At 53.2% G+C, this 23,397-nt stretch carries 24 protein-coding genes and 1 other RNA gene; 23 read left to right on the top strand and 2 right to left on the bottom strand.

Annotated features, from left to right (window positions below):
- Window positions 1–46: 46 nt before the first annotated feature.
- From MYS68_RS15165 to rnpB, 8 genes are all read left to right on the top strand, one after another.
- Window positions 47–856 (top strand): pyruvate, water dikinase regulatory protein, encoded by an 810-nt coding sequence (locus MYS68_RS15165; RefSeq protein WP_248926649.1) that lies wholly within the window; start codon window positions 47–49, stop codon window positions 854–856.
- Between the two features lie 110 nt (window positions 857–966).
- Window positions 967–1,440: a YaiI/YqxD family protein gene (locus tag MYS68_RS15160; protein ID WP_248926648.1), complete on the top strand. Its 474-nt coding sequence runs from the start codon at window positions 967–969 to the stop codon at window positions 1,438–1,440.
- Window positions 1,441–1,470: 30 nt separating this feature from the next.
- A complete protein-coding gene (dnaG, locus tag MYS68_RS15155) occupies window positions 1,471–3,306 on the top strand; it encodes a DNA primase (RefSeq protein WP_248926647.1) in 1,836 nt (611 codons plus the stop codon).
- Window positions 3,307–3,351: 45 nt separating this feature from the next.
- Window positions 3,352–4,470 (top strand): RNA polymerase sigma factor RpoD, encoded by a 1,119-nt coding sequence (gene rpoD / locus MYS68_RS15150; RefSeq protein ID WP_248926646.1) that lies wholly within the window; start codon window positions 3,352–3,354, stop codon window positions 4,468–4,470.
- Between the two features lie 129 nt (window positions 4,471–4,599).
- Entirely contained in the window at window positions 4,600–5,433 is an 834-nt protein-coding gene (locus tag MYS68_RS15145; RefSeq protein WP_248926645.1) for a hypothetical protein, read from the top strand.
- Window positions 5,433–6,200 carry a tRNA (adenine(22)-N(1))-methyltransferase gene (locus tag MYS68_RS15140; RefSeq protein WP_248926644.1) on the top strand — a complete coding sequence of 256 codons (768 nt, stop codon included), beginning with the start codon at window positions 5,433–5,435 and terminating at the stop codon, window positions 6,198–6,200. The genes MYS68_RS15145 and MYS68_RS15140 overlap by 1 nt, the downstream gene beginning before the upstream one ends.
- Window positions 6,167–7,282 (top strand): Nif3-like dinuclear metal center hexameric protein, encoded by a 1,116-nt coding sequence (locus tag MYS68_RS15135; protein WP_248926643.1) that lies wholly within the window; start codon window positions 6,167–6,169, stop codon window positions 7,280–7,282. Before MYS68_RS15140 ends, MYS68_RS15135 begins: the two co-directional genes overlap by 34 nt.
- Before the next feature lie 68 nt (window positions 7,283–7,350).
- Window positions 7,351–7,753, top strand: an RNA gene (rnpB, locus tag MYS68_RS15130) — RNase P RNA component class A.
- 440 nt (window positions 7,754–8,193) lie between these two features.
- Here rnpB and MYS68_RS38845 read toward each other — a convergent pair.
- The gene (locus MYS68_RS38845) at window positions 8,194–10,053 is read right to left on the bottom strand and encodes a S8 family peptidase (protein ID WP_248926642.1); all 1,860 of its coding nucleotides are present in this window, start codon (window positions 10,051–10,053) and stop codon (window positions 8,194–8,196) included.
- 236 nt (window positions 10,054–10,289) lie between these two features.
- Between MYS68_RS38845 and MYS68_RS15120 the strand changes: the two genes are divergently transcribed.
- The 14 genes from MYS68_RS15120 to MYS68_RS15055 all read left to right on the top strand — a co-directional run bounded on the left by MYS68_RS15120 (window position 10,290) and on the right by MYS68_RS15055 (window position 21,229).
- On the top strand, window positions 10,290–10,790 hold the full coding sequence (locus MYS68_RS15120; protein ID WP_248926641.1) for a YpuI family protein: 501 nt from the start codon (window positions 10,290–10,292) through the stop codon (window positions 10,788–10,790).
- A gap of 94 nt (window positions 10,791–10,884) precedes the next feature.
- Window positions 10,885–11,994 (top strand): glycoside hydrolase family 15 protein, encoded by a 1,110-nt coding sequence (locus tag MYS68_RS15115; protein WP_248926640.1) that lies wholly within the window; start codon window positions 10,885–10,887, stop codon window positions 11,992–11,994.
- A gap of 43 nt (window positions 11,995–12,037) precedes the next feature.
- Window positions 12,038–12,253 (top strand): DUF1540 domain-containing protein, encoded by a 216-nt coding sequence (locus MYS68_RS15110; RefSeq protein WP_248926639.1) that lies wholly within the window; start codon window positions 12,038–12,040, stop codon window positions 12,251–12,253.
- A gap of 11 nt (window positions 12,254–12,264) precedes the next feature.
- Complete coding sequence (locus tag MYS68_RS15105; protein ID WP_248926638.1) at window positions 12,265–12,654, top strand: hypothetical protein; 390 nt, start codon at window positions 12,265–12,267, stop codon at window positions 12,652–12,654.
- 130 nt (window positions 12,655–12,784) lie between these two features.
- The gene (locus MYS68_RS15100) at window positions 12,785–13,495 is read left to right on the top strand and encodes a lytic transglycosylase domain-containing protein (RefSeq protein WP_248926637.1); all 711 of its coding nucleotides are present in this window, start codon (window positions 12,785–12,787) and stop codon (window positions 13,493–13,495) included.
- A 90-nt stretch (window positions 13,496–13,585) separates the two neighbouring features.
- Window positions 13,586–14,749 carry a cysteine desulfurase family protein gene (locus MYS68_RS15095; protein ID WP_248926636.1) on the top strand — a complete coding sequence of 388 codons (1,164 nt, stop codon included), beginning with the start codon at window positions 13,586–13,588 and terminating at the stop codon, window positions 14,747–14,749.
- Between the two features lie 2 nt (window positions 14,750–14,751).
- Window positions 14,752–15,954, top strand: coding sequence for a tRNA uracil 4-sulfurtransferase ThiI (gene thiI, locus MYS68_RS15090; protein ID WP_248926635.1), 1,203 nt, complete (start codon window positions 14,752–14,754; stop codon window positions 15,952–15,954).
- A 104-nt stretch (window positions 15,955–16,058) separates the two neighbouring features.
- Window positions 16,059–16,733 (top strand): TerC family protein, encoded by a 675-nt coding sequence (locus tag MYS68_RS15085; RefSeq protein WP_248926634.1) that lies wholly within the window; start codon window positions 16,059–16,061, stop codon window positions 16,731–16,733.
- A gap of 246 nt (window positions 16,734–16,979) precedes the next feature.
- Window positions 16,980–17,465, top strand: a complete 486-nt coding sequence (locus MYS68_RS15080; protein WP_248926633.1) for a hypothetical protein — start codon at window positions 16,980–16,982, stop codon at window positions 17,463–17,465.
- A gap of 104 nt (window positions 17,466–17,569) precedes the next feature.
- Window positions 17,570–19,411 carry a translational GTPase TypA gene (typA, locus tag MYS68_RS15075; protein ID WP_248926632.1) on the top strand — a complete coding sequence of 614 codons (1,842 nt, stop codon included), beginning with the start codon at window positions 17,570–17,572 and terminating at the stop codon, window positions 19,409–19,411.
- Window positions 19,412–19,553: 142 nt separating this feature from the next.
- Window positions 19,554–19,826, top strand: coding sequence for a YlaH-like family protein (locus tag MYS68_RS15070; RefSeq protein ID WP_248926631.1), 273 nt, complete (start codon window positions 19,554–19,556; stop codon window positions 19,824–19,826).
- 12 nt (window positions 19,827–19,838) lie between these two features.
- Complete coding sequence (locus MYS68_RS15065; RefSeq protein WP_248926630.1) at window positions 19,839–20,285, top strand: hypothetical protein; 447 nt, start codon at window positions 19,839–19,841, stop codon at window positions 20,283–20,285.
- Window positions 20,286–20,288: 3 nt separating this feature from the next.
- A complete protein-coding gene (locus MYS68_RS15060) occupies window positions 20,289–20,564 on the top strand; it encodes a hypothetical protein (RefSeq protein WP_248926629.1) in 276 nt (91 codons plus the stop codon).
- Between the two features lie 212 nt (window positions 20,565–20,776).
- On the top strand, window positions 20,777–21,229 hold the full coding sequence (locus MYS68_RS15055; RefSeq protein ID WP_248926628.1) for a pyridoxamine 5'-phosphate oxidase family protein: 453 nt from the start codon (window positions 20,777–20,779) through the stop codon (window positions 21,227–21,229).
- 53 nt (window positions 21,230–21,282) lie between these two features.
- On the opposite strand, the gene MYS68_RS15050 is transcribed toward MYS68_RS15055, so the two are convergent.
- Window positions 21,283–21,801: a YhcN/YlaJ family sporulation lipoprotein gene (locus MYS68_RS15050; protein WP_248930916.1), complete on the bottom strand. Its 519-nt coding sequence runs from the start codon at window positions 21,799–21,801 to the stop codon at window positions 21,283–21,285.
- 177 nt (window positions 21,802–21,978) lie between these two features.
- On the opposite strand from MYS68_RS15050, the gene MYS68_RS15045 reads away from it, so the two are divergent.
- A complete protein-coding gene (locus MYS68_RS15045) occupies window positions 21,979–23,310 on the top strand; it encodes a PhoH family protein (RefSeq protein ID WP_248926627.1) in 1,332 nt (443 codons plus the stop codon).
- Window positions 23,311–23,397 lie beyond the last annotated feature (87 nt).

The following is a 23,397-nucleotide window of genomic DNA, read 5'->3' as shown; positions in this document are numbered from 1 at the left end:
CAAACATATACTACAGTATAGTCAACGAAGGGTGGTTAAACCGAAATTGACCAAGCGCAAGCTCGTTATTTTCGTAGCCTCCGATTCCGCAGGGGAAACGGGGGAAGCGGTCGTCAAGGCGGCCGCCATCCAGTTTTATCCAAACACGGTCGATATGCGCCGGATGGCTTACATCCACGACCGCAGCACGGTCGACCATCTGCTTAAATCTGCAGCCAGGGAAAACGGCATCGTCGTTTTCACGCTTGTCGTTCCCGATCTGCGCGACTATTTGATCGCTCAAGCAAGGCAGCTGCAAATCAAGACGATCGACCTGATGGGTCCGCTGCTGCAAACGCTGGAAGGAGCGTTCGGGCAGGAAGCGCGCCACCAGCCGGGCATGATTCATCCTCTGGACGAGGATTACTTCAAAAAGGTCGAAGCCGTCGAGTTTGCCGTCAAATATGACGATGGCCGCGATTTTACCGGCATTTTACAGGCGGACATCGTGCTGGTCGGCGTTTCCCGGACGTCCAAAACCCCGCTGTCGATGTACCTCGCCCACAAAAAATTCAAGGTCGCGAACGTCCCTCTTGTGCCGGAAATCCAGCCTCCGGACCAGCTGTTCACCGTAAGCAAAGACAAAATTATCGGCCTCACGATCAACCCCGTTAAGCTGAATATGATCCGGACCGAACGGCTGAAAATGCTCGGTCTTCCCGGCAATGCCAGCTATGCCAACGTCGATCGGATCTCTTACGAGCTCGAATTCGCCGGCAAAGTAATGTCCCGCATCGGCTGCACGATTATCGACGTATCGAATAAAGCCGTGGAGGAAACGGCGAGTCTTATTTTGGACCGTTTTCGCAGCAAATAACCGCACTTCTCCGCGTTCCTTCGTTTTTTCGTAACAGCAAGCAGGATTTTTTATTTCTCCAGCGTATATAATATTACGGTAGAACTGACTTCGTGGATCGGTGGGAAGTGATGAACCCGAAAATTATTGTCGATGCCGATGCCTGTCCCGTAAAAGCCGAAATTGTGCAAGCAGCCGCCATGTTTCATGTTCGCGTGATGATGGTGGCTTCTTTTGATCATCGGCTGACCGTGCCGGAAGAGGTGGAGGTTGTGCAGGTGGACCGCTCCGATCAGGCGGTGGACTTGTACATATCCAATCGAATCGCCGCAGGGGATATTCTTGTGACGCAGGATTTCGGCCTGGCGGCTATCGGGCTCGGGAAGAAGGCGACGGTGCTCTCTCCCAGAGGGCAAATTTTTTCCGATCGGACCATCGATTTTTTGCTGGACCGCCGGCACGAGCAGGCGAAGCGCCGCAGGGCCGGAAAGCATTCCAAAGGGCCGAAACCTTTTACTTCCGAGGATCGGGAGCGATTTCTACAAAGTTTGACAAAAGTTTTGTCGGACTTGCAGGAGAATGTAGGTCTTAAGGCGAATATGTAGTATGTGTGAAACGGAATGAAGGTGGATAGGATGAGTAACGGACGCATTCCTAACGAAGTGATCGAAGCTGTCCTCAAACACCATGACATCGTTGATGTGGTTGGTCGATATGTCCATCTTACGAAGCAAGGACATTACCTGAAAGGCCTTTGCCCGTTCCATTCGGAAAAGACGCCCTCGTTTACGGTTACGCCCGAGAAGCAAATTTTTCACTGCTTCGGCTGCGGTGCGGGAGGCAGCGCCATTCATTTTCTGATGGGCGTGGAAGGCTACAGCTTCGGTGAAGCGGTGCGCGAAATGGCCAAGGAAGCGGGCATCGTTCTCGGTATCGAGACGGAAACAACCGAGGAAGGCGTCAGGCAAAACAAAGAAAAAACGGCGCTGCTCCAAGCTTACGAGTTTACCGCCAAGCTGTATCAGTATATTTTGAAAAATACCGACGAAGGCAAGGCGGCGATGAACTACCTGAAGTCCCGCGGCATGACGGATAAGCTGATCGATACGTTTCAAATCGGCTACGCTCCTCCCAAGTGGGATACGCTCGCCCAGCTGCTGCAAAAACGCGAATACGATCTCGTTTTGATGGAGCGAGGTGGGCTGCTCAGCGCCAAACAGGACGGCAGCGGGTATGTCGACAAATTTCGCGACCGCATCATGTTTCCGATTTGCGACGCCAAAGGGCATGTGATCGCCTTCGGCGGGCGCGCGATGGGAGATGCGCAGCCGAAATATTTGAACAGCCCGGAGACGATGCTTTTTAACAAAAGCCGGAATTTGTACAATTTTCACATGGCCCGCCCACACATCCGCAAAGCTCAGCAGCTTGTCCTGCTGGAAGGATACATGGACGTGATCAAATCGTGGGAGGCCGGTATTGAAAACGGCGTCGCCACCATGGGGACGGCACTCACCGACGAGCATGCGAAGATCATCCGCAACAACGCCGAGCATGTGGTCGTCGCCTACGACGGGGACAGCGCAGGACAAAACGCCGCTTACAAAAGCATCGCGATTTTGGAAAAAGCCGGATGCCACGTCAAGGTAGCTCTGCTGCCGGATGGTCTGGACCCGGACGAATACGTCAAATTGCATGGTTCTGAACGATTTGCGCGGGAGATCATCGATGCTGCCGTGCCGTCGATCAAATATAAACTTCTTTATTTTCGCAAAAATTACAAGCTGCAGGAGGATGGGGAAAAGCTACGCTATATCCAGCATGCACTGAAGATCATCGCCGGCGTCGCATCGCCCGTTGATCGGGAGCATTATGTGAAGGAATTATCCTCGGAATTTCATTATACGTACGAAGCTCTTTGGCAGAACTTAAATGAAATCCGGCTTCAGATGGAAAAAAACAAAAATCATGGGGATAATAACGACAAACCGTGGAATAATGTTATGAATAATGGACCCGTGACGCAGCGGGCTCAAGCTTTATTCCCCGCTTACCATAATGCGGAGCAAAAATTGCTGGCCGTGATGATGCACGACCGGGAAGTGGCGCATTATGTGGAGCGGCATTTAGGCGGACAATTTCACGTGGAAGCTCATGCAGCGTTGGCTGCTTACTTATACTCGTATTATGCACAGGGTAACGAGCCGAATGTCAGCGCGTATATTTCTATGCTGCAGGATGACGGACTGGTAAGCACAGCGAGCTACATTGCCGATATCGGTGTAAGCCATGCCACCAGCGAAAAAGTCATCGACGATTACATCCGGCAAGTGAAAAACCACTATCTCCAGGAAGAAATGAAGCGAAAGAAAGAAGAGCAGATCCGGGCGGAACGTTCAGGAGATGTATTATTGGCCGCAAGAATTGGTTTAGAGATTATAACCCTAGGAAAACAGCTGAAATCGTCGTAAGACCAGGCCGCTTACGTAACTTTCTAGGGAGGAGGGAGCTAGGAAATGGCGAACGATCAGCGCACAGAAATAGAGACGGAATTGACCCTGGAGCAGGTCAAGGAGCAACTGATCGAGCAAGGAAAGAAGCGCTCGTCCCTGACATACAAAGACATCATGGAGAAATTGGCGCCGTTCGATCAGGATCCCGAACAAATTGATGAATTTTTCGAGCAGCTCTCGGAGCTCGGCATCGATGTGGGGAACGAATCCGATGACGAGGATCCTGTGCTCGGAGGCGATCAGGAGCACGACGAATTCAACTTCGACGATGATCTGTCGCTCCCGCCCGGCATTAAAATCAACGATCCTGTCCGCATGTATTTAAAGGAAATCGGCCGGGTTCCGCTGCTCTCCGCGGATGAGGAAATCGATTTGGCGAAGCGAATCGAAAAGGGGGACGAAGAGGCCAAACGCCGGCTGGCGGAGGCAAATCTTCGTTTGGTTGTCAGCATTGCAAAGAGATACGTAGGCCGGGGAATGCTGTTCCTCGATCTGATCCAGGAAGGTAACATGGGTCTGATCAAGGCGGTCGAGAAATTCGACCATATGAAGGGCTTCAAATTCAGTACGTACGCCACATGGTGGATTCGTCAGGCCATAACCCGCGCGATTGCCGACCAGGCAAGAACGATCCGGATTCCGGTACATATGGTGGAAACGATCAATAAGCTTATTCGCGTCTCCCGCCAGCTGCTGCAGGAGCTTGGACGCGAGCCGACGCCGGAAGAGATCGCCAAGGAAATGGACCTGAGCACGGACAAAGTCAGAGAGATCATGAAGATCGCGCAGGAGCCGGTTTCGCTCGAAACGCCGATCGGAGAAGAAGACGATTCGCATTTGGGGGATTTTATCGAGGACCAGGAGGCGCTCGCCCCTGCCGATGCGGCTGCCTATGAGCTGCTCAAGGAGCAGCTGGAGGATGTGCTCGATACGCTTACCGAACGTGAGGAAAACGTGCTGCGGCTTCGTTTTGGCCTTGATGACGGCCGTACGCGAACGCTGGAGGAAGTAGGCAAAGTGTTCGGGGTTACGCGCGAGCGGATTCGCCAGATCGAAGCGAAGGCGCTTCGAAAGCTTAGACATCCGAGCCGGAGCAAACGGCTGAAAGACTTTTTAGAATAAAAAAGCTTGTACTTCCGTGACCTTTCTGCGTTAATCTGCAGATAGGTCTAATTTTTTGTTTCACCGGGGCCGATAAACCTTATAAACTGGAAAATATATTTGCATTTCGACCTTGAGGTGAACCATAGAATGGATGAGAAAAGGAAAATTTTAATCCGGGAAATCGAGCACTGGCGAAGAAGCAAGCTGCTCCCCGAGCATTATTGCGATTTTTTGCTGAATTTGTATTTGGAGGACCGTTCGGAAAAGCCGATCGACGGCGGCATGTTCGGCATATCCCCAGCCTCCATCAAAAACAGTAACTGGAAAATATGGATGATTATTTTTGGATTAATGGCTGTTATTTCCTTTACTGCTCTCAATTTTAACTCTTTTGATTTTCCATTGCAAATGGGGATATCGATCGTTTTTCTTGTCGTATGTTATATTATAGGTGCGTTAAACCGCGAGAAAACACCGCTTATCGCATATGCGATGTTCGGCGTCGCCTCTTTGTTTCTGCTGTTTATCGGGTTATTTTTGCTTAAAGAACGAGGTTTGAACACTCCAACGATGACGGTTTTATATGTAACGTTTTGCAGCATCGTTTGGGTTGCTTCCGGTCTTGCCGCAAGACTTGCCATCTTCCAGCTTTGCGGCTGGGTCGGCCTTGTCTTCGCTTACGGCTGGCTGCTGCATCATCGGCTGGACGGGGCGGGCTGGGGCGCGCTCCAGCTGAGTTGGGTTCCGCTGAGCTTCCTCTTTGCGTGGATCGGCTGGCTCATTCAGCAAAAAAGCAAGCAGACGGGCATCGTATTTCTGCTCTTGAGCTGTATCGTCTGGTTCATGCCGGAATTATACGGTTTGATGTACCCGGCGGCTTTGGGGCAAGAATTGATACAGCTGTCGCTCATGGGTAAAATAATACTTGCGGGCATCTTATTGTTCTCGTTACGAAAAAAATGGACTGAGTGGGTTGTTTAATGATCAAATTGTCAAAGCGGCTGCAAACGATCGCCGATCTCGTCCCGCCGGGAAGCCGGATCGCGGATATCGGGTCGGATCATGCGCTGCTGCCAACTTATTTGGCCGAGCGGGGGATCATCGCGTTCGGCATAGCCGGCGAAGTAAACGAAGGCCCGTTTCATGCGGCAGACAAGCAAATCCATGAAGCGGGCGTAAGGCATGTTGTGGAGGCGCGCCTCGGCAACGGGCTGCAGGTCGTTAGCGAGGGCGAGGTCGGTGTGGTGACGATCGCCGGGATGGGCGGGAGCTTGATCGCCTCCATATTGGAAGCGGGCCGTTCCAAGTTATTTTCCGTTAATAGGCTGATTTTGCAGCCGAACGTTGGTGAGGATCAAGTCAGAGAATGGCTTATCGCCAACCATTGGTCCTTGACGGAAGAGCACATTCTGGAGGAAGACGGGAAAATTTACGAGATTTTATGCGCCGTTCCGGAAAAAGCCGCAGTCGTTTCGAACGATCGATTGTATGAGCCGAGAATGATTGGAGGCGTACGTTTGTCGCGGCGCAGGCTCGTGAAAATGGGGCCTTATCTGGTGGAACGCCCCGTGGACGTTTGGTTTAAAAAATGGGAGCTGGAACTGGACAAAATGGAGATGATTTGCCGGCAGCTCGGCAAATCGAATTTGCCGGCATCCCGCGAAAAAGAACATGAGCTGAGAGAAGAGATGAACGAAATCAGGGAGGTGCTCCGTTGTTTGCAAAAGGACAAACCGTTATTCAAATAATGGAGCGGCTCGCTCCGAAACATTATGCGGTACCGGACGATAAAATCGGGCTTCAGCTCGGTACGCTGCAAAAGGATATCAATAAGGTGCTGGTCGCCCTCGACGTGACGGAGGAAGTTGTGGACGAAGCGATTCGCGAGCAGGCGGGCCTGATCATCGCCCACCATGCGATCATCTTCCGGCCGCTTGCGCATCTGCAAACGGATACTCCCGCCGGCAAGCTGTACGAGAAGCTGATCAAACACGATATCGCGGTATACATCGCCCATACGAATCTGGACGTTGCGGACGGCGGAATCAATGACTTAATGGCCGAAGCTTTAGGTTTAAAAGGACTAACCCACCTCGAAGCCGTACATACGGAGAAGCTGAAAAAGCTGGTTGTGTTCGTTCCGGAGGATCATCACGAAAAGCTGCAGCAAGCTTTGTTTGCGTCCGGAGCCGGATGGATCGGACATTACAGCCACTGCAGTTTCAACATTGAAGGGACAGGAACGTTTTTGCCGCAGGAAGGAACGGATCCGTATATCGGCAAGCCGGGCAAGCTGGAAAAAGTGAACGAAGTCCGTTTGGAAACGGTCGTACCGTCCGGCATCGAGCGCAAAGTGGTTCAAGCGATGCTGAAGGCGCATCCGTATGAAGAAGTCGCCTACGACTTGTACCCCATGGACCTGAACGGCCGTACTTTCGGTCTGGGCCGCGTCGGCAAGCTGGGTGAGCCGGTCACTTTGCGCGAGCTGACGGAACGCGTCAAAGCCGCATTTGACGTCCCTGCCGCCCGAGTGGTCGGAGATTTGAACCGTCCGGTGAAAAAAGTCGCCGTATTGGGCGGTTCCGGCAGCCGCTATGTGCGGCATGCGCTGTTTGCCGGCGCTGATGTGCTTGTCACAGGCGATATCGATTATCATACCGCACACGATGCACTTGCTGCGGGACTTGCGCTGATCGATCCCGGCCACAATATTGAAAAAATCATGAAAGCCAGCGTTGCCGATTATTTACAGAAACAGCTCGCCGAGCAAAAGTACAAAACAGCGGTTATCCCGTCGCAGGTAAATACGGAACCGTTCCAGTTCTTGTAAAGGCAAGCGAGGAAGCATTTGCTGTTGTGTTTTGCCGCCAGTCCTGATATACTGGCTTTTGCGAATGAGAAGTTTGACAGACAATCGCTGGCGGGTGACACCGCGAGAGGAAAGTCCGGGCTCCATAGGGCAGGATGCTGGATAACGTCCAGTCAGCGCGAGCTGAAGGATAGTGCCACAGAAATGGACCGCCGATGGCGCTGCATGGCGTACAGGCAAGGGTGGAACCGTGGTGTAAGAGACCACGAGGAGGTATGGTGACATATGTCCTGGTAAACCCCATCTGGAGCAAGACCTAATGGAACGCAGCCGCATCAAGCGGCAGCCTCTGCCCGGGGCGCGTTCGGGTTGGTCGCTTGAGCGGATCAGCAATGGTTCGCCTAGATAGATGATTGTCGCTTCAACGGTGGGAGGGTGGTACCCGTTATGACCACTGGAAGTACAGAACCCGGCTTACGGCAAACTTCTCACAACCAAGCACTTTGTGCGTGTTTTAGAACACGCACCGAAAAAAGCCAACAACCTCTAATCGGTTGTTGGCTTTTTTCGGTGGTACCTCTTCCTCAAAGAGGAAGAGGTTAAGAGTGTCAAAGCCAAAGCTTCGAAAGAAACGAGGCCCCCGATAGACGCGAGCAAGAGGCATAGAGGAGCTCAACAAGCCATCGCACAAAGTTAAGCGTAGAGGAGCCGATGCTTCAATAGAAGCAAGGCTCCGACAGACGCGAGCAAGAGGCACACAGGAGCTCACTAGACCATGCAGAAAAGTTAAGCGTAGAGGAGCCAAAGCTTCGAAAGAAGCGAGGCCCCGACAAACGCGGACTAGAAGCGAGCGCTCCCTCCTGCGGGCGGGTCCAGGGCGCCCGAGCGCCTGGGGTCCCCCCGGTGGGGGAATTTAGGGGGAGCCCGCCGATTTAGGGGGTCCCCCCCGTATACCGGCCGATGATTTTCTCCAACAAACGCTGCGTTTGCTGCGGCCAGTTCGCCAGCGACGAGTTGTTCTGGCTCGCGCTTTCCAGCGCCTTAACGACATCGATCAGCCCATAACCGTAATACGTATCTTTGCCCTGCGGCCCGAGATCCTGGGCGGTTTGGCGCATAATGTCCATTACTTCCGTGTTTTTCAGCTGCGGATTCGCCGAACGGATCAGTGCCGCCAAGGCGGTCACGTGCGGACTTGCCATCGATGTACCGGACAGCGCGGCATATTGATTATGCGGGAACGTGCTGGCGATGCTGACGCCGGGTGCAGCGACATCGATGTAGTCTCCATAGTTGGAAAAGCTGGCTTTATTTTTTTGCGAATCGGTGGCGGCTACGGCAAATACTTCCGGATAAGCCGCCGGGTAACCCGGCCTGTCCGTATTATCGTTGCCGCTTGCCGCGATCAGCACCACATCGCGGTCAAACGCATAGCGGATCGCATCGTGCAGGAACTGTGCGTCGGCATAGTTGCCCAGGCTCATGTTGATCACCTTGGCTCCGTGGTCCGTTGCCCAAATGATGCCTTGTGCGACGGAATAGGTGCTTCCCGCGCCGCTGGAATCAAGCACTTTAACCGGCATAATGCGGTTGTACCAGCTCATGCCGGCTACGCCGAGATTGTTGTTAACAAGCGCCGAGATGACACCGGAAACGTGGGTTCCATGGCCTACGTCATCCTGCGGCGGCGAATCGGGAGAGACGACGTTGAGTCCCGATACAAGCTGGTCTTTCAAATCCGGGTGGTTCAAATCCACTCCGGTGTCCACCACGGCCACGACGACGTCCTGGGAACCCTTGGTCAAGGACCAGCCTTTTTCCGTTTCAATTAAAGGCAAATTCCATTGGTACCTGCTGTACAAAACATCGTTGGGCACAAAAACCGAATCGTCCGTATTGGCGGACGTCTGCGGCAAATCGTTGGTCAAATAAAGGAAATGCGGTTCGGCATAAACGACATCCCATTTGCGGAAATAGTCCATAAGCTGCTTCGCTTCCATATGGGCCGAATCGAAAACATACGTGTAGCCGAGCTTGCGGTGACCGCTCGCCCGGATTTCCGTCTGAATTTTCGTCAAATCCGCTTCCGATGGGGTATTTCGGAAACGGACGACGATTTCGTTCGCGTGGTAATGGCTAGCTCCTTCGTTGTCCTCCGGATGATCGACCTTAAGGTCGCGAAGCGTATCGGCATCCACCGATTTGACATTGAACCTGTTTTCCGATGGATAGGGGATGAGGCGCAAGTTTTTACGCTGATGTTCGGTTACTTCCTTCAAAATCGTCTGCTGCACAACCCCGACGATCGACGAGCCGTCACCGGTCGGTTCGCCGATGACAAAATAGGTGTGATCCAGCACGTTAACCGGCGGTGATTTGAAGCCCGTGCCTACATCGGCATTGTATTTGGCAGAGTCCATATACGGGCGCACCTTGGCGCTGACCGCTTCGTCCAGCTTTCCGACCGATATGCCTTTGTCCAGCGTCTGCCCGGCACGGGAATAAATCAGCTGCTGCATATGAGGATGCTCCTGCTGAAGCTGCTGCAGTGCGGACTTCACGTCCGCGTTCGCCTTGATATGCGACAGCGTATTTTGGAAGCTGAGGCTGCATTGGTTGCGGCACAATTCATCGGTTAAAGCCACGTCCTGCGATAATGTCGCTTCTTTCATCTTTAACTCCGCCGCAGGGGTTACGGTTTCGGGTTTCATCTGCTGCTCCCCCCGCGGAAAAAGAAGCACCCCTCCGGCAAGGACGGCAAGGAAAGTCCAAACATATTTGCTTTTATTCACAGGCTGAAGCCTCCTTCGGCAAAGCCGTAAATCGTTTACGGATAGAATCCCCTTTTTCGGCTGATGTTTATCGCCACACTTTTTTCCATGCATGTGTTTTACATGAAGGTCAAATGAATTCGTCGAAACATTCACAATCGTCTAATCTTTTTTACGGAGTTACTTTTGCTAATAATTTGTGGTAGGATGAAGGTAATAAAAAAAGTTTTTCAAGAGGCAGAGGAGGTCTTACCGACATGGCTGTGCATAACGTGAAAAACGTCTGCGAAACGACGAGAGCCAAGCTGAAAGAAGCCATTTCGAAAATGGAGCAGTTTTTGAACCAGCATTCGCTGCAAGAGTTGAACTCGGAAAACGATGGAGCGATGGAAGAATTTTATAAGGGTTATCTTTCGGATACGCGGCATTTGCTCGTATTCAGCGAGGTCGCTTATGAGAAACTGGGCGTCAGCCTGCGCCGCCCGACTTTCAATGTCGAGTATGCGGAAAAGGTGCTGTATGAGGTGTACCACAGCTGTGTGAACAATTTCTTTTATCCGAAAAACGAATGTTATTCCGAAGACGGCCGTTACGCTTATACCGGGCAGGATGCGATCCGCTTCCGCAAGAAGCCGGCCCGCGATGTGCGCAACCTGACTGTAGAACTTTCGAAAATTTTCGAAGAGCTTCGCGAAGACCTCTCTTATTATGAAACGGACTACATCACGCAAAAAAGAATGCAGGGCGAGAAAGTATAATCCTCTGTGCCCATGCCAACAATGATTAAAAAAGAGATGCTAAGCATAGGCGTCTCTTTTCATTTTTACGGGGTTATATTGAGGGGGCGGAATCATGAATCGTTTGCGGCAGTTGGTGGAGCGCAGCATTCAAATCATTAAGCTGAACCAGCATCCGAGCGGAAGTTATGTCGCGTGCCCGATGTTTTTGCACTATGGCTACTCCTGGCTGCGGGACGGCACGTTTATCGCTTATGCGATGGATTGCTCCGGTGAACACGACAGCGCCTTAAAGTTTTACGAATGGGTGGACCGGGTAGTCGGCGGGAAAAAGGAGCAAATCCGCACGCTTTTGCAAAGACACCGCGAACATCAGTTCATTCCGCAAAACGATTATTTGAACGCGAGGTATCATTTGGGCGGAGGAGAGGATTATTCCGAATGGGGCCATTTTCAGCTTGACGGTTACGGCACATGGCTTTGGGGGTTATCCGAACATGTCGGGCGTACCGGAAACGACCGATTGATTGAAAAATTCCGCGAAACGATCGAAGCGACGGCCGATTATTTGCAGGCTTTTTGGATGATGCCGAATTTCGACTGCTGGGAAGAACACGGCGACAGCCTGCATCCGTCAACGCTTGCTTGCATTTACGGAGGGCTTAAGGCAGCTGAAAAATGGCTCGGCCGGCCCGATCTCGGGCAAACATGCGAGGACATCAGGAAGCTGCTGCTCGCGCACGCGGTTCACGACGGGCATTTTGTGAAAAATTTTCGCCACGACGGGCAGGGCGGCTTCATGCAAGGCAATACCGGCGTCGATGCCAGCTTGCTTTGGCTTGCCGTGCCCTTTTCCATATTTGGTCCGGAAGAACCGGCGATGAAACGAACGATAGAAATGATAAAAGCGGAGCTGCAAGGGCCGGGAGGCGGCATCCGCAGGTACGCCGGAGATACCTATTACGGCGGCGGGGAGTGGCTGCTGCTCACCGCTTGGCACGGCTGGGTGCAGCTGAAAACCGGCAATACGGACGAAGCGGATAAGGCGCTCCACTGGATTGTGGACCAATCTGACGAACTGGGCCGACTGCCGGAGCAGGCTTCGCAATATGCCGATCAAGCAGCGTATGAGGGTTGGATGAAACGTTGGGGGCATCCGGCGATTCCGCTGCTGTGGTCCCATGCGATGTTTCTGGTGCTTTATCGCCAGCAGGTGGCAGAATAATCGCCCCCCTGATACGGGAACATTGTTAATGGGGTGATGAAGCATGGATAAGCCATTGGTGAAATGCAGTGTGGCCAACTGCGAATATTGGGCGCAGGGGAACCGCTGCGGCGCAGACCAGATCATGATCGAGATCGACCAGCATGCGGGATTTACAGAAGAATTCGCCGGGGAAGACTTTAACGATGTGCATCAGGATACGGCTTCCAGCTCTCGCGTTACCTGCTGCAAAACGTTTGAGCCGAAAAAACGCAAATGAGCCAAAACTTTTTGGACGAGCGTGATCCGGATCGGGAGAAAAGCGGGCCGCCGGCTTACCAAAGGGACCAAATCCGCAGGGAAGCGGGACTTGAACGGGAAGAGGATGCCGAATTTGCAGCTGAAGCGGCTCCGCCTCTTATCGTAAACCGCGTTCCGGTAACGACACAGGAAAACGTCGAACAGTCTTATGTTAGACCTGGCGGACGGGCGATGGGGTATTTCGCGCTTGTGCTCGCGCTGCTCTCATTGTTTTTCGCGCCGGCTTTACTCGGTTCCGCCGCAACGCTGCTCGGATTTTTCAGCTTCGTGCAGGGGAGCCGGGCGCTTGGCGTTTGGTCGATCGTGATCGGACTTATATCATTGGCAGGTTATTTTTTGCTTGTACCGCTATATGCTTAAAAAGAAAAGACCGTCGTCAAAATCGTGTTGACGGCGGTTTTTGCGTTATTTGCAAAGATAGGACTGGTTCTGTGCGGAAATAGAGTGTACAATAGCCATATACATACTTCTTGACTTAGGAGAACGATTCATGAACGTCGATCCAAGGATCATGAAAGAATTGCTGCAGCTCGAGCTGCTCGGTAAATCGAGTCTGTTGTCGGGCGGCGCCGCGGCGGGAGAGGAAGCGGAAACCTCCGATTTTGCCGGGATGCTGCAGGAGTTGATGGGAACTACGTCCACTTCCGGAGCGACCGGCGATACGGCTAAGGCTTCGTCCGCAGCAGCAAGAACCGCGTTTAAGCCGGGCATAAGTCCTTTTATGTTTGATGCGCAGGACGGTGCACAGGATGCCGGCAAATACGCGTCAGGCAAACGGGTGGATTACGAAGCGTATATTCAGCAAGCCAGCCGGCAGTACGGCGTCCCTTCCAGCCTCGTGAAAGCAGTGATCGAAGCGGAGTCGTCATTTAATCCGCGGGCCGTATCGCGAGCCGGCGCTAAAGGGCTGATGCAGCTGATGGACGGAACCGCGCAAGGATTCGGAGTGACCGATTCCTTCGACCCGCAGCAAAACATCAATGCCGGAACGCAATATTTGGCTAATTTGCTGGTGAAATATAACGGGAACGAAGGCATGGCGCTCGCTGCATACAACGCCGGTTCGGGCCGCGTTAACCGGCTTGGCGTCAGCAGCGATCGCGAGATGATGGACAAGCTTCACATGCTGCCGGAGGAGACGCGGCATTATGTTCGGCGGGTGCTCGGTTTGAAGCAAAACTACACAGCGGGCTTGTCTTGAGACCGTTTTTAAGCTTTAATGAAAAGAGGCTTATAACAGGTCTCTTTTCTTTTTGCAATTTACAGGCATTGTATCAGGGGGGAATCGCCGTTGATTTATTTCGATTATGCGGCCACGACGCCGCCCTATGAGGAAGTGGCCGATACGGTAGCGGAAGTGATGAAGCGGCATTACGGAAACCCTTCGTCGCTGCACCGGCTCGGCGTGGAAGCTGAAGCGCTGGTGGCCAGAGCCCGGGAGACGATAGCGCAGACGCTGGAGGTCAGCCCGCAGGAAATCGTTTTTACCGGAAGCGGCACGGAAAGCAATACGCTGGCTATTTTAGGAGCGGTACGGCGCTTTAAGCAGCGCGGCAACCATATCATTACGACGCAGATCGAGCATGCTTCCGTGTACGAAACCTATCGGAAGCTCGAGTCGGAAGGTTTTCGCGTCACGTATTTGCCGGTCGACGAAACGGGGCAGGTTCGTTTGGAAGAGCTGGAAAACAGCTTGACCCCGGAGACGATTTTGGTCAGCGTCATGTTCGTAAATAACGAGATGGGGCGGATCCAGCCGATCGAGCGGATCGGCAGGCTGCTGCAGCGTTATCCGAAAGCGCTTTTTCATGTGGACGGTGTGCAGGCCTACGGGAAGCTGGATGTAAAGCCGAAGCAGCTCGGCATCGACCTGATGGCCTGCTCGGCCCATAAATTTCGCGGTCCCAAAGGAGTCGGCTTCCTGTACTGCCGCTCGGGACTCGAGCTTGAACCGCTGCTGCTCGGAGGCGGACAGGAGCAGGGGCTGCGCTCGGGCACCGAAAATGTGCCCGCTCTTGTCGGCATGGCCAAGGCTGCCCGCTTATCGCACGAGAGGAGGCCGGCATTCTACGCAAACACGCGAGAGCTTAGAAGGCTTCTCGTGCAAGGGATAAAAGACATCCCCGAACTGGTCGTTAACGGTTCGGAAGAGGAAGAAGATATGGCTCCGCATATCGTTCATTTCTCATACCCGGGTATGAAGTCGGAAGTTGTGGTACATGCTTTAGAACAGCATGATATTTACATATCGACGCGGTCGGCATGCTCTTCGGGCGAGGCGGAACCAAGCCGTGTCCTTGTAGCGATGGACTGCCCGCGCGAGCGTTCGATCAGCGGGCTGCGCATCAGCTACGGCTTGGAGCATACGAAAAGCGATGCGGAAACGTTTTTGCGGGCGCTCCGGCAAGTCGTGAAGCAGCTTGCGCCAACAGCCACAAAACCGGGGCGGAGGTAGTCATGAAACCGGATCTTATTGTTGTGCGGTTGGGGGAGCTTACTTTAAAGGGGCGCAACCGCCACCGTTTTGAAAAAAAAGTAATCAGCCATATTCGGCGGGTGCTGAAGCCGTATCGAACCGTCAAACTCGAGTTGGAGTTCGGCCGCATATATATCGCGTTAAACGGGCAAACCTACGAGCCGGTGGCCGAAGAGCTGCGCAAAGTGTTCGGCCTCGGCTCGTTCAGCCCGGCTTTCAGTGTAGAACCGGAGATCGAAGAGATCCGTCAACTCGCGCTCGCCTTGTTCCGGCAGCAAACCCCGCCTCCGCAAACGTTCAAGGTAACGACGCGGCGGGCGGATAAATCGTTCCCTTACGACTCGCAGGAAATGAACAGGCTTGTCGGCGGGTACATATTGCAGTCGGTGCCGGGGCTCAGCGTCGATGTGCATCGTCCGGAAGCCGACATCCGCGTGGAAATTCGCGAGGGCCGGGCTTTCGTGTACTCACAGGTGACGCAGGGAACGGGCGGGTTTCCGCTCGGCTCGAACGGCAAGGCAATGCTGATGATTTCCGGCGGCATCGATAGCCCTGTGGCCGGCTGGCTCGCGATGAAGCAGGGGCTTGAAATCGAGGCGGTTCATTTTCACAGCTTTCCGTATACGAGCGAGCGGTCCCAGCAAAAAGTGCAGGATCTCGTCCGCAGGTTGGCCGACTACGGAGGCACGATCAAGCTGCACATGGTTCCTTTTACCGATATACAAACCCGGCTCGTCCAAGATTATAACGAAAACTTGCTGATTACGATCATGCGCAGAACGATGTTCAGGATCGCGGAGCAGCTTGCGGGTCTAAGCGGGGCGGACGCGCTTGTAACCGGTGAGAGCTTGGGGCAGGTTGCGAGCCAGACGATGGCCAGCCTTAAAGCGATCGGACAAGCGGTGGCGATCCCTGTGCTTCAGCCGCTGATTTTTCAAGATAAGCAGGATATTATCGATATTGCACAGCGAATCGGGACGTATCCGATTTCGATCTTGCCGCACGAAGACTGCTGTACGATCTTTCTCCCGCCGTCGCCGAGCACGAATCCGAGCCTGCGCGTCGTGGAAGGCATTGAGCGAAATTTGCCTTGGCTGCCGGAAATGATCGCCGAGACGGTGCGCAAAACCGAAGTAATTACGATCGGGGCAGAACTACCCGATCCTTATGAAAAATTATTTTAGTGAATTATGAAACCTTTGCCGCTTGTCCGCGTAGAAATGAGAATGAGCCTTTGGCAGCGTAAGGACACTTTTATAATTGAAGCTTTCGGGAGGAAGAGGATCACATGTTGGATTGGTTTTTGCTTTTTTTGCAAATCATGCTTATTAACATTGTGCTCAGCGGCGATAATGCCGTCGTCATCGCACTGGCAAGCAAAAATTTGCCCGCGCATCAGCGTACCAAGGCAGTATGGTGGGGGGCTTTCGGAGCGATCGCGCTTCGCCTGGTGCTGACGGTCATCGCGGTGTATATACTTAAGGTGCCGTTCATTCAGGCCGCAGGATCGCTGCTTCTCATTTGGATCGCGATCAAGCTGCTGATTGACGATGAAGGTCACGCAAACGTAAAGGAAGCGTCTACACTCGGCAAAGCGATCGGCACGATCATCATGGCCGACTTTGTGATGAGTCTGGACAACGTTCTCGCGATCGCCGCCAAGGCGAACAACAACTTGGCCGTCATTATTTTGGGTATAGGTCTCAGCATCCCGATCATTATTTGGGGCAGCACGATGGTGATGAAACTGCTGAACAAGTTCCCGATCCTCGTTTACATCGGAGCAGGGATCCTCGGTTATACCGCGGGAGAGATGTTTGTCAAGGATACGCCGGTCATGGACTTCCTCTTCCACAATTCCCATACCGTGCATTGGGTACTGCCGGTCATCACAACCGTCATCGTCATCGCTGCCGGACTGATCAAAAAATTCGCCTTCGGCAAACCTCCGAAGCATGCTTGAACGTAAACGACGCCTGTCCCGCTGAGGGACAGGCGTTTTTGATTGGCGTATCATCGACTGCCCTGCAAAAGTATAGCGTGTCGGGGCATAGGCTTTTTACCCGGAGGTAAAAAAGCCATGCTACTGCGGGCGGGTCCGGGGCTCTTGGGGCTTCACTCGAGGGCCCTCTCTGGCAATTTTTCGCATATTCGGATAAACTACTTGAAAAGGCCGTTGAAATTTCATTTTGTCCGAAAAGGGTGAGGAATGATGTCTAATAATCGGTATTCGCTCGGCATCGTGCTCGTCGCAATCGCCGTCATTTTACTGTTAGGAAAGCTCGGGGTCTTTCATTTTTTGGGCTGGCTGCTGTGGCCGCTGCTGATTTTTGCCGCGGGGGCGGCGCTGCATATGCTTTTTTTCGGCAAGGTGCTCCCGGCGCCCGTACTGATCCCGGGAGGCATCCTGGTCACTTATTCGGTTATCTTTTTTGTCTGCAATTTGTTCAGTTGGCATTTGATGGCATACTTGTGGCCCGGTTTTATTTTCGGCGTGGCCGTCGGTCTGTACGAGCTGCATTTGTATGACCGTTACGCTCCCCGGGGAGTACTGACCGCAGCGATGGTGCTGGCGATCGTTTCCGCCGCTTTGTTCTGCATGACCCTGCTGCTCAAGCTTGGCGTTTACTTTATCGCAATAGGGCTGCTGGCGGCCGGGATCGTACTGATCATGCGCCGTTCGGGCACGTGGTGACGTGTAAAATCGGCGTTAAATTTGGCTAAATTCCTTGCTTTTTGCGAAAAATGCACGTATAGTACGAAGGTGGAGTTAAATCATACAAAGGGGATACATCTGCAATGCATTCGAGAGATCATATACGAAATATCGCGATTATCGCGCACGTCGACCACGGGAAAACAACACTCGTGGATAAATTGCTTCAACAATCCGGCGCTTTCCGTGAAAACGAAGCGGTACAGGAGCGGGCTATGGACTCCAACGATTTGGAGCGGGAGCGCGGCATTACGATTTTGGCCAAAAATACGGCGATTCGATATAAAGATTATTTGATCAATATAGTCGATACGCCGGGGCACGCCGACTTCGGCGGCGAGGTCGAACGGATCATGAAAATGGTGGACGGCGTTTTGCTCGTCGTCGACGCGTTCGAAGGCACGATGCCGCAGACGAAGTTCGTACTGCGCAAAGCGCTCGAGCAAAACTTGACTCCGGTCGTCGTCGTAAATAAAATCGACCGCCCGAACGCTCGACCGGCGGAAGTGGTGGACGAGGTGCTCGACCTATTCATCGAGCTCGGCGCGAACGACGACCAGCTTGATTTTCCGGTCGTTTACGCATCGGCTCTCATGGGCACCTCCAGCCTTGATCCGGAGAAGCAGGATGCCAACATGGAGGCGATCTACGAAACGATCATCAGCCATATTCCGTCTCCGAAAGAAGATATGGAGCAGCCGCTGCAGTTCTTGGTGACTTTGATGGACTACAACGAATATTTGGGCCGCATCGGCATCGGCCGCGTGAATCGCGGCAAAATCCGTCAAGGCCAGCCTGTTGCCGTCATGACCCGAGAAGGCGGCATGAAGCAGGCGCGCATCGAGAAGCTGTTCGGCTTCCAGGGGCTGAAGCGCATCGAGATCGAAGAAGCCGGAGCGGGCGACATCATAGCGATTGCCGGCATTAAAGAAATCAACATCGGCGAAACGGTTGCTGATCCCGCGAATCCGGAAGCTCTGCCGGTGCTGAAAATCGACGAGCCGACGCTGCAGATGACGTTCCTTGTCAACAACAGCCCGTTTGCCGGCCGCGAGGGCAAATGGGTGACGTCGCGGAAGCTGCGCGAGCGACTTTACAAGGAGCTCGAAACCGACGTGTCTCTGCGCGTCGAAGATACCGACAGCCCGGATGCGTTTATCGTATCGGGCCGCGGCGAGCTGCATCTCGGCATCCTGATCGAAAATATGCGCCGGGAAGGCTTCGAGCTGCAAGTATCGAAGCCGGAGGTTATTATCCGCGTAATCGACGGGCAGAAGATGGAGCCGATCGAGCGGCTTATTATCGACGTCCCCGAAGACAGCATGGGCGCGGTGATGGAGAGCCTCGGTACGCGCAAAGCGGAAATGGTCAACATGATCAACAACGGGTCCGGCAACGTTCGCTTGGAGTTTTTGATTCCGGCGCGCGGCCTGATCGGCTACCGCACGCATTTCCTGACCTTGACCCGCGGCTACGGCGTCATGAACCACGCGTTCGACAGCTACGGCCCTTATGCGGGCAGCGGCGTAGGCGGACGCCACGAAGGCGTGCTCGTTTCCAGCGAAAACGGCACCTCCACGCTGTACGGCATTTTGTCGATCGAAGACCGCGGCATTCTGTTCTTGGAGCCGGGTACGGAAGTGTACGAAGGCATGATCGTCGGCGAACATAACCGCGATACCGACATCATCGTCAACATTTGCAAGGAAAAGCAGCTCACGAACATTCGCTCGGCGACCAAAGACGAGACGGTGCGCATGAAAACGCCGCGTATATTCTCTTTGGAGCAAGCGCTCGAATATTTGAACGACGACGAGTATTGCGAAATTACGCCAAAATCGGTCCGCTTGCGCAAGAAAATTTTGAACAAAAGCGAGCGGGAACGTGCGGAGAAGCACCGCAAGATGGCGGAAGCGAACGCATAATCGTTGGAATACATGCCCGTGCAAACGGACAATTTGACGCAAAATCGATAGATGAGGTGCCGGTTCGTGCCGGCGCTTCTTTTTTTTGCCCCTCGTTTGGTGTAAGATGAAAGCTGTATATGAAAAGAGAGGATGAATGGCGGTGTACGATTGGTTCGGAGAACATCCGTGGATTACGTTTATTCTTATTTATGTGCTGGTTACTTACGTGTACAATAAAGTGTTTCGCACGCGCAAGCTGCCGCTGCTCAAAGATTTGATCGTTTACATCATGCTCGGCGTCGGTTCGCTGCTGCTGCTCGTATTTCAAATCGACGCCAGGCTGCCGATCATTCCGAGCCTCGCCGTCGCCGTCGCGATGATGCTGATCGTCCGCATCCGCTACTGGATCGCAGGCCGTACGAATAAGCAGTAGGAGGGACGCGGCATGCCGGCATACTGGCTCACTCCGGTTCGAGCGACGTCCGCCGGGGTTTTATTCGGAAAAGAACGGACGGTGCTGGAGCCTTCCCGCGAGGCCGAGCTTTTTCGGCAGAAGCTGCATGAGGTTCACCCTCGGCTTCTCCCCATGTTTAAAGCGAATTTGCTGCTCAGCGACGAAGCCATCCTGCAATGTGGCGTCGATGAGCTGCCTTTCGAGCTGGGGAACGGCGAGGATATTTGTTTTGCCGAAGTGGAAGCGGCGCTTAAGCTGTCCCACTGTGCAGAAGCGTTTATGGACCGGCTGCTAGCCGCTTCGGAAGGGGAGATGTTATGCCGCCGGGCACTGGAACCGGACACTTGGGTAAACCCGCTTGGGGAATGGCTCGGTTTGATGCTCGGCTGGTTTGAAGCGGGGTTTCAGGTGATTTTGCTCAGAGAGGATGGGGGCTGAAAAATGAATTTGCAGGATGCGCTGTTTAACTGGCTGCAGATCAAGGTCGTTTCGGATGCACGCAAGGACGATAACGCAGCCAAGGAAACGCTCGATTTCTTCGAAACGATTTTGCGGGAGGACCATCATCTGAGCGAATTTGGCGTAGAGCGCGTGGACGAGACGATGTACCATGTGCGCTACGAGGCGGACGGCAAGCGCAAAACGCAGTTTTTCGACAGGGAGCTGGTGGACCAACTGCTCGCGGATATTAATTCAAATCCGAAATACAATGATTGACATAACTCGTTTCACCTGGCGATAAAATATAGATATATCAGGTGAAGGGAGTGTTCCTGCTTTTACAAGCCCAATTTACCGAGGTGTACATATTCGTCGGTAGCTGCTTGGCAGCATATGTGGTATACTTTAAGTAAGAACCGCCTATTTTCAAAACAACATGATGCAGCACACCGACTGCTTTGCGAAGCCGGTTTTCAGGAGGAGATTCAATGGCTGAAACAGTCACAGCTCTTTCGGAGCAATTATTTTCCGCGCTGCAAAAGGAACCTTTTGCGCTGCTCAGCACCATCGATCATGAAAGCGGAGCGCCCAGCGTGAACGCGATTTCCTGGCTGTTTGCCAAGGATCCGGGAACGGTTCGCTTTGCCATCGACCAGCGTTCCCGCATTGTGACGAATATTGCGCAAAATCGGCTTGTCACGCTGACGTTCATCGGCGAAGGCTCGGTTCATGCCATTTACGGCAATGCCCGGCAGGTTGCCGAAGCGCTGGAAGGCGTGCCATTCAAGCTGGCATGCTTCGACATCGATATCACCGCGGTACGCGATGCGATGTTTTACGGCTCGCGGATTTCCGTTGCGCCTGAATATGAAAAAACGTACGACAAGCGTGCGGCTGAAAAGCTCGACACGCAGGTGTTCGACGCGATGAAAAAAGCCTAGACTTTGCAGTCATAGGCTTTTTTTGTCACTTTTTGGTGTTTGGCGCGTCTCTTTTATAAACCCGGATCACCCATTTTCGGGTTTTGCGGGGCGTTTGGCACATCGCTTGGAACTTGCGGGACGATTCGGCCGATGATGACTCCGAGCTCTTGGGTGAACCCGCTGACGGGCTGTCCGTTCATCACCTTATCCCGTATATTTTTGATGCGCTGCCCGAGGTCCATATCTGCTGTTACGATTGCGTTTGCACCGTAAGGATCTTTGCGAAGCGCTTCCGCCACCGAATATTTGATCGTGCCTATTTGCGCACGGTCGACATCCGGAGCCACATTGATTCCGACGATGGCGGTATTGCCGAACACCACACAATTGGCGCTCTCCACTCTCGGCACATTCGTTGCAAGCTGCTCCAGATGATTTGCAACGGCCGTAGGGTCTGAAATTTGCTTCTTTTCGGGAGAGGTTTGCTGCACCTGAACCTGATTATTGTTCGGAGAGGGGGAAGCGCCCTGTTTCGCTGCTTGATTGCACCCCGCGAGTAATGCCAAAAGCAGAATAACGCACAAGATCATCCTCAACGCACATCGTTCCTTTCTATTCCTGAATTGCTTTGGTTAGTTTGTCCTGGGATATTGCAACATATGCAAGCACATAACCAAAACACTGGAAGGCCTATCTTACCGGAAAAGCGCGGCAGAAGCTTACGAGGCAAGCTTTCCTGTCCGGAAAGCTCATAGGAGGGGACTCATATGAAAAAAATTTATGTTCTGGATACCAATGTGCTTTTACAAGATCCGAACTCGATTTTTGCCTTTGAGGATAATGAAGTGATCATTCCTGCCATCGTGCTGGAGGAGATCGATTCGAAAAAAAGAAACGCCGACGAGCTCGGCCGCAACGCCAGGCAAATTTCCCGGACGCTCGACAGCCTGCGCGAGAGAGGGCGGCTTCATGACGGAATCCCGCTCGATAACGGCGGAACGCTCAAAATCGAATTGAACCACCGGAGCTTTACGAAGCTGCAGGATGTATTTGGGGAAATCACAAGCGATAACCGCATTTTGGCGGTTGCTTTAAATTATCATCTGGAGGAAAAGGAAAAACAGGAGCCGAAACCGGTCATCATCGTCAGCAAAGACACGCTCGTCCGCATCAAGGCCGACGTTCTCGGGCTTCCTGCACAGGATTATTTGACCGACCGCATTGTCAGCGGTACGGATATATATATGGGGTACTTGACTTTGCATGTGCACCCGTCGGTGATCGACGAGTTTTACACATACCGCTTTTTAGGTATCCATTCGTTAAATTTGGGATTTGCTTTGCACCCGCACGAATTCGTCATTTTGCGCGACGAGCTCGGCACCTCCAAATCGGCGCTGCTCAAGGTAAACGCGGAAGGGAAAAAACTCGAGCCGCTTTATCTGAGCAACGAGCCCGTCTGGGGTATCGCCGCCCGCAACGCTCAGCAGCGCATGGCGCTCGAGCTGCTGCTGAACGATGACATCCCGCTGGTCACGCTGACCGGCAAGGCCGGCACCGGAAAAACGCTGCTGACGCTTGCCGCGGGGCTTATGAAGGTCGAGGATGAGCGCAAATACAAGAAGCTGCTGATCGCAAGGCCGGTCGTGCCGATGGGCAAAGATATCGGATATCTTCCGGGTGAAAAAGAAGAAAAGCTGCGTCCGTGGATGCAGCCGATTTACGATAACCTGGAATTTTTATTTGATACGAAAAAAACGGGCGACATCGACAAAATATTGGCCGGTCTCGGCAGCATTCAGGTCGAGGCGCTCACATATATTCGCGGCCGCTCGATCCCCGGCCAGTTTATCATCATCGACGAGGCGCAAAACTTGTCCAAACACGAAGTCAAGACGATCGTCTCTCGCGTCGGGGAAGGCAGCAAAATCGTGCTGCTCGGCGACCCCGAGCAAATCGACCATCCGTACCTGGATGCATCGAGCAACGGGCTGACATACGTCGTTGAAAAGTTCAAGGAGCAGGGCGTCAGCGGCCATATTACGTTGGAGCGCGGGGAACGCTCGCATTTGGCGCAATTGGCGGCGGATCTCTTGTAGTTTCCCTCCCCTAAAGGAGTTCCCACCCCTAAAGAAATTCCCTCCCCTAAATCCCCTCCGGAGGAGGGGACCCCAGGGCTCCGCCCT

It is taken from the genome of Paenibacillus hamazuiensis, from assembly GCF_023276405.1.
Lineage (GTDB): Bacteria > Bacillota > Bacilli > Paenibacillales > NBRC-103111 > Paenibacillus_AF > Paenibacillus_AF hamazuiensis.
Note: the sequence above shows the minus strand (reverse complement) of the source record. Positions and strands in the feature narration are given on the sequence as shown.

Coding starts and splice junctions, on each gene's coding strand:
- MYS68_RS15055 (WP_248926628.1), top strand. CDS start 20,777: ATGGCTGAAACAGTCACAGCTCTTTCGGAGCAATTATTTTCCGCGCTG.
- MYS68_RS15145 (WP_248926645.1), top strand. CDS start 4,600: ATGGATGAGAAAAGGAAAATTTTAATCCGGGAAATCGAGCACTGGCGA.
- MYS68_RS15120 (WP_248926641.1), top strand. CDS start 10,290: ATGGCTGTGCATAACGTGAAAAACGTCTGCGAAACGACGAGAGCCAAG.
- MYS68_RS15110 (WP_248926639.1), top strand. CDS start 12,038: ATGGATAAGCCATTGGTGAAATGCAGTGTGGCCAACTGCGAATATTGG.
- MYS68_RS15100 (WP_248926637.1), top strand. CDS start 12,785: ATGAACGTCGATCCAAGGATCATGAAAGAATTGCTGCAGCTCGAGCTG.
- typA (WP_248926632.1), top strand. CDS start 17,570: ATGCATTCGAGAGATCATATACGAAATATCGCGATTATCGCGCACGTC.
- rpoD (WP_248926646.1), top strand. CDS start 3,352: ATGGCGAACGATCAGCGCACAGAAATAGAGACGGAATTGACCCTGGAG.
- MYS68_RS15085 (WP_248926634.1), top strand. CDS start 16,059: ATGTTGGATTGGTTTTTGCTTTTTTTGCAAATCATGCTTATTAACATT.
- MYS68_RS15050 (WP_248930916.1), bottom strand. CDS start 21,801: ATGATCTTGTGCGTTATTCTGCTTTTGGCATTACTCGCGGGGTGCAAT.
- MYS68_RS15140 (WP_248926644.1), top strand. CDS start 5,433: ATGATCAAATTGTCAAAGCGGCTGCAAACGATCGCCGATCTCGTCCCG.
- MYS68_RS15065 (WP_248926630.1), top strand. CDS start 19,839: ATGCCGGCATACTGGCTCACTCCGGTTCGAGCGACGTCCGCCGGGGTT.
- MYS68_RS15160 (WP_248926648.1), top strand. CDS start 967: ATGAACCCGAAAATTATTGTCGATGCCGATGCCTGTCCCGTAAAAGCC.
- MYS68_RS15080 (WP_248926633.1), top strand. CDS start 16,980: ATGATGTCTAATAATCGGTATTCGCTCGGCATCGTGCTCGTCGCAATC.
- MYS68_RS15060 (WP_248926629.1), top strand. CDS start 20,289: ATGAATTTGCAGGATGCGCTGTTTAACTGGCTGCAGATCAAGGTCGTT.
- thiI (WP_248926635.1), top strand. CDS start 14,752: ATGAAACCGGATCTTATTGTTGTGCGGTTGGGGGAGCTTACTTTAAAG.
- MYS68_RS15115 (WP_248926640.1), top strand. CDS start 10,885: ATGAATCGTTTGCGGCAGTTGGTGGAGCGCAGCATTCAAATCATTAAG.
- MYS68_RS15045 (WP_248926627.1), top strand. CDS start 21,979: ATGAAAAAAATTTATGTTCTGGATACCAATGTGCTTTTACAAGATCCG.
- dnaG (WP_248926647.1), top strand. CDS start 1,471: ATGAGTAACGGACGCATTCCTAACGAAGTGATCGAAGCTGTCCTCAAA.